This is a genomic window from Paraflavitalea soli (assembly GCF_003555545.1).
GTDB lineage: Bacteria > Bacteroidota > Bacteroidia > Chitinophagales > Chitinophagaceae > Paraflavitalea > Paraflavitalea soli.
The window spans coordinates 3635718-3647307 of the sequence record NZ_CP032157.1 but is presented as its reverse complement, the minus strand read 5'-3'; the positions used below and the strand labels follow the sequence as shown (position 1 = coordinate 3647307).

Below are 11590 nucleotides of genomic sequence, written 5' to 3'. Positions count from 1 at the left end.
GGGGCAGTTCTTTCCTACCTGGCAAATCTTGGGCACAATGCCTGCCGACGCTCTTTCTGGTTGTAGTTTAAAAAATCTCTAAATGAAAGTACCAGTTCAAACCCTCCCCGGTAGCGGGCCGCGGCAGCTAGCTTGTCGATATTGATATCATAGCTGGCGCCTATAATTAATTTGGACAGCTGCAATTGAACAACGGGTATAATGGCATCGTTCAGGCGATACAACAATCCCCCGGTGATGGTTTGCTGGGCATCGCCTAAAACAAAAAGGTCATGGCTGTACATGATACCAGTCTGAAGTGTGCTAATACCTACAGGTTTAAAACCCTCTTTGAACTGCTTGAAATAATCTGCATAAAAAATAAACTGGTCGGTTTCGCTGGTGGGTGCGGCAAACCCAGCATTCAACGCGAGTTTCTTATTGAGCGTTATTGAGTTGCCTTCATAAAATCCCACTTTGGGTTTTGTAAGGTGGAATATACCGGCGCCAATAAAATAATTAATATCATCTCTGATCACACCATTATAACTTAAACCGGCAGACAGGTCAAAATAGTTGACACTGGTATTGTTAAAGACTTGTCGCGAGGAAGGAAGAATACTGAAACTCCCATTGCTTCCGGATACAAACTGATCATTCAGTACCAGCTTCGTCGGGTCAAATCGTTGTTGCATCAAGCCACCCATAAAAGCTATCGACAGATAGGAATTGCTGGTGGGGCTCAGGGGCAGGCTGTAATTAACCGCTGGTAGGATCTGTAAAGTGCTGAATTCGGAAGTGCCGGCAACATCTCTGATCAGCTGTAAGCCTATTGTGACATTGTCATCAGGGGCGATATTGGCCGGTATTTTAAACTCTCCGCTAAATCCAAAGGTTCGATAGGGAATAGTGAGGCTTTGCCACTGATTTCTATAGGAAGCAGCGAGTCGTACATCGCCTGTAAAAATGCCTGCCAGGGCAGGATTGCGCAAGAGGGGCTGATCATAGAATTGAGAAAAGCCAACATCCTGGGAAAAAGCCGTGAACGTAAACTGACTTACTATGAATAATAGCAAAAGTGATCTATAGTTGCGTCTCATAAATAAATTGTTTTAGAGCAGGGTCACATTGCCTTTATAAGAATAAGGAACCCCGTTTTCACAAATAACATCTACAGTATAAATGTATACGCCGGTATCAGCCATCTTACCGTTTACCCGTCCATCCCATCCAAAGCCTGGCGTATTGGGTGGGAAGTTGCTTCTTTCAAATACCATCTTGCCCCAGCGGTTAAAGACCCTGAAAGACTTAATCGTTCCAATGCCTGAGGCCCTTACCATCAGTATCTTATTTTCCGGAATATTGCCAAGTGGTACAAACGCATTTGGAATAAACACCTGGGTGTTTTGGCAAAAGACCTTCACACATATAACATCACTTCCACTGCAGCCATAAATATTCGTGGCCTTTACTGAATAGCATACATTGTTTTTAATAGTGGCCATGGGTGAAGAGCAGATGGCATCATTGCATTCAATATCCTGTGATGGGGCCCAGGTGTATTCTTTCATGGGCAAAACACCGGGAGTAGTCGCATTGGTAATTACTGGTGCGAGTTTCAACAGGTATCCTGTAGGTAAGGTCAGCGTGTCTTGTGCAAATTGTACAATGGGATAAGCGCCCACCTGTATCAAAGTGTCGGTGGTAGCACTACAGCCTGTTTGGGGAGAGGTCACAGTAATAGAGTATATGCCTGCATCTTCCACTTTTACCTTGTCTATGGTTACATTAGGTGAGGCGACCGGAAATTGGCTGCTCGGCCCTTTCCATAAATAATTCAATCCTGCATTGCCCGGGATAGTGCTAAATGCCTGTAAAAAGAGCTTGTCTCCCACACACAAAGGTGTTCTTGTATTGATCACGGGTTTGGAGGGGGATTGTTTGATCGTAACCTCAAAGCTGGTGGGCAGGGAGATACAATTATTTTGGATAGCATACACAATATAGGTACCTGCATCCGACATTTTTGCGGCGGGGAAGGTAACCACTGAATTGGGTATGGTATCAGCAAAAGGACCAAAAGCAGGACCTGCCCAAACATAATCAATGGGGCCTGCCTGTGTGCTGGTGGGCGTAAGAGCTGTCAGCGTCAATAATTGCTCACTGCATATGGGAGGGTTGTATCCTGCCACCGGTTGTTCGGGAGGGGTAGGGTCTTTTAAAACAAATACGTCGGGTATCTTCTGAGAGGTACATCCGTTGGTGGTAGCTACATATATATTGGAATAGGTGCCTGCGGTGAGCGGGATTGTAATCTTTCCGCTGGCATCTGTGCTGGCAGCCGTAGTATAGCTGGTTTGAAACTTATTATAGTGAACAAAAACCGGCATATTCGGAATGGCATTGTTGTTCAGGTCAAGCACATTCAAGACAATAGATCCTGATGGTACTCCACAGATGGTGGGGTTGGCATACGACGAACCAACAATCTTAGGAGTAGGATGAACAAAGGCGAGGATCTCAGTTTTCGGACTTTCGCATCCATAACTGTTTGTCTGGCTTACATAATATATAAACCTGGCTGGCACATTGGTGCTGATAACTGGGGCATTAGCCAATAATACCAGATTAGCATCATACCATTTAATAGTAGTGCCTGGTACGGGGGCAACCTGTAGAGCGGCAGGAGGTACACCCATACAGAAATGAGTGGTATCCTTAACCGGAGCGGGAGGTATGGGGTTTACAATCAAGGTGAGGGTATAGGGCGCTCCGGCGCAGGGGCTTTGGGTAGGGTTCACAGGTATTACCTGTATCGTTAACGATTGACTGGTAGTACCGGTATTGGTAAAAGACAGGGATATAGTGGCATTGGCTCCGGAGGCAGTTCCTGAACTTATGCCGGAAATATTGGGAGGTAATGAACCGACAACGGACCAGTTATAAGCGCTGTTGGCTACTGTGGAAGAAGGTACAAAAACAGCTGTTGCACCAGAGCAGATCTTTTGCGTAATAATGGGAAAGCTTACAACAGGGCTTTCATTGATGGTTACGTTGGTGGTAGCCACATAGCCAGGGCAGGGTGACGATGGAGCAATAGTATAGGTTACTGTATAAGTGCCTGGTGTGCTTAAAGACGGGTTGATAGCGCCCGTTGTCGGATCAATAGATAGCCCTTGGGTGGAACTGAACGTGCCTCCCGTAGTTCCTGAAAGAGAAACCTGTCGGGGCGTGTTTAGGCTGCCGCAATAAGGGGCGCCGGGGTAATTGATGGTCGCAACAGGTGCGCTGCTTACGGTAATTGTTGTCTTAACAGTATAGTTGGAGCAACCGCCTGCGCCGGGGATGGTATAGTTGATGGTATAGGCGCCTGCTGTAGCACCGGAAGGATTGATCTCTCCTGTTGCATTATTTATCGGCAAGCCTGTAGCAGGAGCTATTGAATAAGTACCACCTGGAGTGCCGGATTGTGCTACAGGCACCGGCGGGTTGGGTGTAGTGGCAGTATTAACTACATTACACAGGGTGGCCGGGTTGTATGCAATAGCAGCTAATGGCGCCTGTGTTACTGTTACAGTGGCTGTGGTTGTATAGCCGGGGCATGGTGCAGCGGGCAAAACGGTATACGTTACAGTATAATTGCCAGGTGTGCTGGTACCGGGTGTAATGGTGCCCGTTAATGCATTAATGGTCAGGCCTGGGCTAGATGTAAATGTACCTCCGGAAGCTCCTGCAAGGCTTACACTGGTAGCGCCATCTGAAGTGCAAATGCCGGGATAGGTGATAATGGCAATGGGCGTACTGCTTACAGTAACTGTTGTGCTGATAGTGTAGTTAGCGCAACCGCCTGTTCCGGGGATGGTATAGCTGATGGTATAGGTTCCTGCTGTAGCACCTGAAGGGTTGATCTCTCCTGTTGCAGTATTAATTGGTAAGCCTGCTGCCGGTGCTATGGAATAAGTGCCACCGATGGTGCCGGAATGTGCTATAGGTACCGGCAGGTTGGGCGTTGTTGCTGTATTAACCACATTACACAAGGTGGATGGGTTATACGCAATAGCGGCCGATGGAGCCAGGGATATGGTAACATTGGCTGTGGTTGTATAGCCAGGACATGGCGCAGCGGGCAAAATAGTATATGTTACAGTATAACTGCCGGGTGTACTGGTACCCGGTGTAATGGTTCCGGTTGATGCATTGATGGCCAAGCCTGGGTCGGAGGTAAATATACCTCCGGAAGTTCCTGCAAGGGTTACACTGGTGGCAGCATCTGATGTGCAAATGGCGGGGTACGTGATGGTGGCAGTGGGCGTACGACTTACCGTAACAGTAGCAGTAGTGATATAATTGGAGCAGCCACCAGTACCTGGGATAGTATAGCTGATGGTATAAGTGCCTGCTGTAGCACCCGAAGGATTGATCTCTCCTGTTGTTGCATTTATCGTTAACCCTGTTGCCGGAGCTATCGAATAAGTACCGCCCGTAGCACCGGTATGTATTACAGGTACCGGCAGGTTAGGGGTAGTGGCAGTATTAACCACATTACAAAGCGTAGTGGGGGTATAACTAATAGCAGCGGATGGACTTGCGTTCACATTCACTGTAATGGAAGCTCTGGGACCTTCTCCGCATCCTGTGGTTTGGCTTACATAATAGACCGTGCTTCCAGCCGTAGCTGTTGATGGAATGGGCGCAGCAGGTGAGCCGATACCTCCTGTGGCACTTGTATACCATCGTAAGCCGGTTCCGGTAGCAGTTAAAGGCACTGCAGTTTGATTCTGGCAATAGGTAACAGGTGAGGTGACCAGAGGAGCTCCGGCTAATGTATTCACTGTAGCTGTGATAGATGCCCTTGGCCCCTCACAGCCATTAACTGTTTGGCTCACGTAATAAGTTGTACTACCTGTGCTGGCAGTAGATGGGGTGGGAGGAGTGGTGAATCCTGTGCCGCCTGTGGAGTTGGCATACCACAATAATCCCGATCCTGTGGCTGTAAGGGGAGCCGCAGCTTGGTTTTGGCAAAGTTGTATTGGTGAGGTTACAATGGGCGCTGGGGGCAAAGCATTCACGGTGACGGTAACCGGCATTCTTGCACTTTCACAATTATTGGGTATGGTTTGGCTTACGTAATAAGTAATACTGCCTGGCGTACTGGTGGATGGGGTGGGTGCAGTGGCAGCGCCTGTTCCCCCGGTGGCGGATGTGTACCAAAGTAATCCTGTACCTGTTGCAGTCAGAGGAACGACAGGCTGTCCCATGCAATAAACTACCGGGGTGGCAGCTACCACTGGTGGTGGGGAGATTGCACGTACAGTTACCTGTTTTGTTTTGACATCATTTCCGCAGGCTGGATTGGAGGCTGTGAGGGTTACTGTATACGTACCAGCCGATGGATAGGTATGGCAGGGAGGGCTGGCAGCGGTAGAGGTAGTGCCGTCTCCAAAATCCCAGAGAAAAGTAGTGGTGGTGAGGCACGAGTTGCCGCTGAAGCCATTCGTTGACTGGTTTGTAAAACAAACAGGTGTATTGATACATAAGGGGATGGTCGGTGTTAGAAAATCCGCAACAGGCTTCTTTCTTATAATGATCTGGTTGAGTGTATAGGTAGTGGTGAAGCAGCCATTACTGGCTTTTAGCGTGGCTGTAAAATCGGGGTTTGGACAGGAGGATGTTGTATAGGGGTGCGACAATAGCTGAGTGGTATTTGTTCCATTCAGGGGATGTGATAAAGTAGTATTGGGGCTTCCATCACCAAAATTAACCTGGTAGGTAGTGCCGGCTGAGTTATTATACCAGTTGCCAATCTGGAATTCAATAGCAGCGGGAACGCACAACCCGGTAGTAGAAGTGGTAGTGGTAAAGCTGGCCAATGGGTTCTGGCCATTATAAAACCGGTAGGTAACACTTCTTGTACAGCCATTGGTGGGTGTAATAGTAAAGACCACGTTATAGTATCCCTGGTTCGTATAGGTATGGGTAGTTTGTGCGCCCGCCGGCCAATCTGTTTGTGTAAAAAGGGCTGTATTATCTCCCCAGTTGATCTGGAAAATATTGCCTGTGCCTGTTATAGTAGAACTGTTGCTTACCATGAGTTGGTAAACCGCATTGCCATCGCAATTGGTAAAAGGAGCATCCTTCGTGCCTATGTCTGTTAAAGCGGGCCTGGACGCAGGCAGGATAGTTAAAGCACCAGTGCTGGTAGCTGTACCGGCGGGAGTGGTTACTGTTATTGTTCCGCTTGTAGAAAGATCAGCCACCGTGGCTGTGATAGTGGTAGCACTGGCGACCGAGAAGCTAGCTGCATTATTACTTCCCAGTTTTACACTGGTGGCGCCTGTAAAATCGGTTCCGGTTATAGTAACTGATGATCCCTGGCATACCGTTGTTGGAGAAAAGGAAGTAATGGTTGGCGTCTGGGCCCGGGCGGAGAAAAAGCATCCAAACAGCAAAAATGCTATAGTATAGCAAGTAATTAAGGCTGATCTGCCCGGTCGTAAACAAGCATAGAAAGAATGTGGATGCATATAGGAGATAGCAGTTAGGGTTAAATAAGTAGAACCAGGCCTTCATCTGGGATATACCAATAGCAAAGGATCCATTCAACCTACAAGGTTAATCAGGATTGAATCATGAGATAGCTACTAAATCCCTGTTTGTAAAAAGGAGAGAAATGATATTAACGAGTACTGAGCCTTGGGAAGCTTTACATAGGTCTGGATGATCTGAGAATCAGGTTACGTTAACGGGTATTGCTAATGTACAATCTAATTTGGTCAGATCAAAGCCAGGGAAGGATAAATTAGAAAAAATAATATTGCATTTTCCGGAAAGCCATAAAATGGAATAGCTGGTAGAAAAATGCCGGGCTTTTGGTAAAGCCCGGCATTCATGCATTTTATAACTTAAATGCTGTAAGAAGAATATGATTTTACCTGCTACTGGTAAAGCATTTTCCCTTGATAATAATCAAGGATCTTGGTGCGCAGTACATAATCGTACCGGGCAATGATGAGGTTGATATTGGCGCGGTCCATGTTATTTTTAGCGATCACATAATCTACAGAAGTAGCAGCACCTTCGTTGAACCTTACTTCGGCCACACGGAAAGATTCGGTATAAGAAGCCACCTGGTCTACCAGTGCATTGTACCTGTTGAGTGATGCTTCCATGTTCAGATGGTCGCGCTCAATGTTTTGTTTTAATTGAATACGCATGGTCTGGGTGAGGACGTCGAAATCTTTCAGGTTGATCTTTGCCAGGGCCACATTGTTCCTTACCCTGAAGTTGTTGAGGATAGGGATGCTGATGCCCACGCCAAAGTTGGTACGGTAGTTATTGCTGAGCTGATCATAATATTTGATCTTCACATTGTTGGCATCCTGGGCAAGGCTGGAAAAATTGGTATTGATACCAGCTCCAAATCCGATAGAGGGGAAATAACCTCCCCGGATGGCTTTCACATTTTTCTCTGCACTTTTTACGCGCAGGTCGGCAGCCTTTACAATCGCCATTTGTTGGAGGGCTACGTTATAAATATCTCCTGCTGTACCGGCATAATCCTTCGCAAACTGTTCTGCTGTGAGTTTTTCCACGGTCAGGTCTTCGCGATAGGGTTGGTTCATCAGCTGGGCCAGGGTTAGTTTAGCCCTGTTGAGGGCATTCTGGTTGTTGATGAGGGCTATTTTGTTGTCGGCAAGCTGCCCCTTCAGATCATACAGGTCAGAAGGCTTGATAGCTCCTTCTTTGTTCAGGATATCCAGGCGTTCTACCTGTTTGCTGCTTACTTCCAGTTGCTTTTTGGATTGCTCTACCAGGTCCTCATTGGTAAGGATATCGAGGTAGGCCAGTATCACATCCAGCATCAGTTGATCTTTCTGCTGTTGCAATTCCAGGCGGCTGGCTTCCCAGGCATATTGGGCGCTTTTGATATTGTTGATCAAACGGAACCCGTTGAAGAGGGTTACATCAGTGCCTGCGCTATAGCCTGCAGACGTGTAACTTTGTTGCACGTAGCTATTGGTAACGGGGTCAATACTACGGCCCTGGTAGGCGGTGTGATCGATATTGCCGCCCAGGGTGGGGATGAGGTTGTTCCTGCTTTGTTTCAGGGTGATGCGTTCGCGCTGGCTTTGCAGGTCTTTCCGTACAACATCTACATTATTGGCAATAGCCGTATCTACACACTGCTTCAGTGTCATGGGCGTATTTTGTGCCAAACTGTTCAGCGACATGCTTACTACCGCATAACAGATCATCAAGGCTTTACCGGGTTTCATTCTATTCTCTTTTTTGTAAATTAAGGTTTGGGGATTTTAACTATCTATCCTTCCATCCAGGAGGTTAATGGTATGTGTTCCATAACCTGCATTTTTTTCGGAGTGGGTAACCTGTATGATGGTCACACCTTCTTTATTGAGTTGTTTGAAAAGGTCCATAATGTCTTCTCCCTGTTTAGAATTGAGGTTGCCTGTAGGTTCATCGGCCAGCAGCAACTGTGGTTTGGCGATCAGGGCGCGTGCAATGCCTACCAGCTGTTGTTGTCCGCCGGAAAGCTGGGTAGGGAAGAGGTCTTTTTTACCTACTATCTGGAAACGGTCGAGGATATCTGCTACCATGGCTTTGCGCTCAGAGGATTTAATATCCTGGTAAATGAGCGGGGTTTCGATATTCTCGTATACGGTGAGCTCATCAATGAGGTGATAAGCCTGGAAAACAAAGCCAATATGTCTTTTGTATAACTGGGAACGTTGTTTTTCTTTCATGCTGTGCACGGCCTCGCCGTTGAAATAGTATTCACCTTCATTGGCATCATCGAGCATACCAATGATGTGGAGCAGGGTAGATTTACCGGAACCGGAAGGACCCATGATGGACAGGAATTCGCCTGCATTGACAGTGAGGTTAATGTCTTTTAGCAGAAAGGTAGGTTTGCCGCCTACATTAACCCATTTGGAGATATGTTTCAGTTCTAACATTCTATTTGTTTTAGTTTACTATTTGTTGTTTATCGTTCTAAGTTCAGCTACGAGCTGTGAGCTTCGAGCTGCGAGCCTTCCCGCAGAGCGGGACAAGTTATGCTTCGAATTTCTTGACTGTATTTAGCTCGCTGCTCGTGGCTCGTCGCTCGCAGCTTGCCTTCCTCCGCTATTCGCTTCTCAGGCTATTGACGGGATTGGCTGCTGCCACCCGGTAAATTTGCGTAATAATAGTCATTAATGCGATCAATAGCATAACTGCAAAGCTGATCAGTAATATGTCTACGCCTATGGTGATCCGGTTTGCAAATATGTTTAAAAAGAAGAAACCCAGCAAGTAGCCAATAGGTAAGGCTATACAACCGGCAATGAGCAGCAGTTTCAGGAAGCTCCTGCTCAGGAGGGCCATGATGATGGCGATGCTGGCGCCCATTACTTTGCGGATACCGATCTCCTTGCGGCGGGTTTCGGTGCTATAGATCACCATACCCAATAAACCCAGGGAGGCAATGGTAATGGTGATCAGGGTAAGGAAACCCAGCATACCCACGGTACCATTGACTTTGTTGCCGCCTGCCCAGTCTTCGCGCAACCATTTTCCTTCAAAAGGCTGGTTGGGGAATTGTTTTTTCCAGGTGCTTTCTACTGATTTGAGAAAGCTGGCGGGTAAGGCAGTGGCGGTACTAACCACCAGGTAATGATAAGCTGCCGGCTTTTGGCGCATCACCAGGGGTATAAAGGGTACGGCCAGGCCGCGATGAGAAAAGTTTTTCATTACACCGGCTATCTGTACCTGCACGCTATCGTCTATCCAGATGCTTTTGCCGATGGCTGCCTGGGGGGATGTGATGTGCAGGGGCTGCAAAGCCAGCTCGTTGAGGACAATGTATTGCTCGGCCTGTGCACTATCGGCCTGCTGTGGAAAGCTGGTACCCGCCAGTAATGACAGGTGGAGGGTATTGAAGATACCGGGATCGGCAAAATAATAGTCCATGGCAATGGGTTCGGCGCCGGGTTGGGACCTCACCCTTGTGCGGCCGGTCACTTCCCTGCCAGGCAGGGTGGAAATGGCTGCTACGCTGGTTACACCGTTCAGTTGCTCCAGCTCATGCTTCAGTAAAGGCTGACCGGCTGCGGCCAGGGGAATGGAGATGACGTGATCCTGCCTGTACCCGGGATCGGCATTGTCCATATAGTCGAACTGGCGGAAAAAGGTAAGTGTAAATATGGTGGCCACGAGTGACAGGGTGAACTGTACTACGATGAGGCTTTTCCGGAAGTTATTGCCCAGGAATAATTTTACGGTAGAGAGGTTCTTTAATACCTCAACAGGTTTAAAGGAAGAGAGGGCCCAGGCGGGTAATACACCTGCGAGTAAGCCCGCAAACAGGCTGAACAGGAGGAACCACACGCAGGTGCCTGCATCCAGGATGAGCTCATCGGCGGATGTTATTTCACGGGCGAAGGGTTGTCCCTTCATGATATTGAGCATCAGCCAGGCCAGTACGAGGGCCAAAAAGGCTGTTAACAGGGATTCAATGACGAACTGGGTAAACACCTGTGAGCGGACGGCGCCTGATACTTTGCGGATGCCCACTTCCTTGCCTCTTTTGAGGGAGCGGGCTACGGACAGGTTGGTATAATTGAAACAGGCTGATAAGAGAATGATTAAGGCAATCACTATTTCTGCTATCACTTTGCCGCGTGAGCCGGTATTGCCCAGGGGCGCGTTCATTTCCTCGCTCAGTATGATCTTGTTGAGGGGCTGTACAGAAAAAGCATAGTTCTCTTTTCCTGTGAGGGTGCTTTGTTTTACCAGGTCTTTTGAAATGGTAGTAACGGCCTGGCTAAGCTGCTTCTCCTTTACCTGCGGTTTAAGCACCACGTAGGTATAGGCATCGGTGATATTGTTCCATTGCCGCAGTTTGGCAGACAGTTTACCTGTTTTCTCCAGCAGGGGAACGGAACTCATGGACAGGTAGGCGTCTTTCTCCACATGTGATTTGCCGGCTGGTTTATTCATGACACCGGTAACCCTGAAATCGCCCAGTTCGCTAAAAGTCAATACCTGTCCCATGGCATTGGAATTGCCAAAGAACTTCTCTGCTATTTCTTTGCTCAGTACAATGCTGTTGGGTGAGGTTAAAGCGGTATGGCTATTGCCGGATTGCAGGGTATAGCCAAATATGTTGAAAAAGTTGCTGTCGGTAAAAGCCTGGTGTAAGCGCAATTCCTTGACGCCATTGGTTGCATTGGCATCAACGGGATAGATCCGGGTGAGGTGCTCGATCAGGGAAAAGTCGGTCGCCAGCTTGTCTGCAAGAGGCAGGGGTGTGCTGGCAAAGGTACTGGTATTGCCTTCCTTGTTGGTGATATTGCTGATGATGCGATAGGTGCGACCGGGCTGCGGGTGAAACTTATCATAGCTCAGCTGGTCTTTCACATGCAGGATCACCAGCAGGCATACAGCCATGCTAAGGCCCAGGCCAAAGATATTGATGAAGGAAAATACTTTGTTCCTCATCAGGTTGCGGACCGCTATTTTAAGGTAGTTACGAATCATTTGTTTATTTTTTAGCTTCGAGCTTCGAGCTGCGAGCCCTTTGCTTCGAATGCCTTTTTTGTATTTAGCTCGT

Annotated in this window: 5 protein-coding genes; all 5 read right to left on the bottom strand. The window is 47.8% G+C overall.

Annotated features, from left to right (window positions below; all coding sequences use genetic code 11):
* Nucleotides 1-14: 14 nt before the first annotated feature.
* Nucleotides 15-1079 (bottom strand): PorP/SprF family type IX secretion system membrane protein, encoded by a 1065-nt coding sequence (locus tag D3H65_RS13290; RefSeq protein WP_119050785.1) that lies wholly within the window; start codon nt 1077-1079, stop codon nt 15-17.
* A 12-nt stretch (nt 1080-1091) separates the two neighbouring features.
* Nucleotides 1092-6428 (bottom strand): Ig-like domain-containing protein, encoded by a 5337-nt coding sequence (locus D3H65_RS13285; protein WP_162915610.1) that lies wholly within the window; start codon nt 6426-6428, stop codon nt 1092-1094.
* Between the two features lie 486 nt (nt 6429-6914).
* On the bottom strand, nt 6915-8255 hold the full coding sequence (locus D3H65_RS13280; RefSeq protein ID WP_119050783.1) for a TolC family protein: 1341 nt from the start codon (nt 8253-8255) through the stop codon (nt 6915-6917).
* A 36-nt stretch (nt 8256-8291) separates the two neighbouring features.
* Nucleotides 8292-8954: an ABC transporter ATP-binding protein gene (locus tag D3H65_RS13275; protein ID WP_119050782.1), complete on the bottom strand. Its 663-nt coding sequence runs from the start codon at nt 8952-8954 to the stop codon at nt 8292-8294.
* 169 nt (nt 8955-9123) lie between these two features.
* Nucleotides 9124-11517, bottom strand: coding sequence for an ABC transporter permease (locus D3H65_RS13270; RefSeq protein ID WP_119050781.1), 2394 nt, complete (start codon nt 11515-11517; stop codon nt 9124-9126).
* Between the last annotated feature and the right edge of the window lie 73 nt (nt 11518-11590).

Bases quoted from the DNA above. Each gene is read 5' to 3' on its own strand.
- D3H65_RS13290 (WP_119050785.1), bottom strand. From the start codon at position 1,079: ATGAGACGCAACTATAGATCACTTTTGCTATTATTCATAGTAAGTCAG.
- D3H65_RS13280 (WP_119050783.1), bottom strand. From the start codon at position 8,255: ATGAAACCCGGTAAAGCCTTGATGATCTGTTATGCGGTAGTAAGCATG.
- D3H65_RS13275 (WP_119050782.1), bottom strand. From the start codon at position 8,954: ATGTTAGAACTGAAACATATCTCCAAATGGGTTAATGTAGGCGGCAAA.
- D3H65_RS13270 (WP_119050781.1), bottom strand. From the start codon at position 11,517: ATGATTCGTAACTACCTTAAAATAGCGGTCCGCAACCTGATGAGGAAC.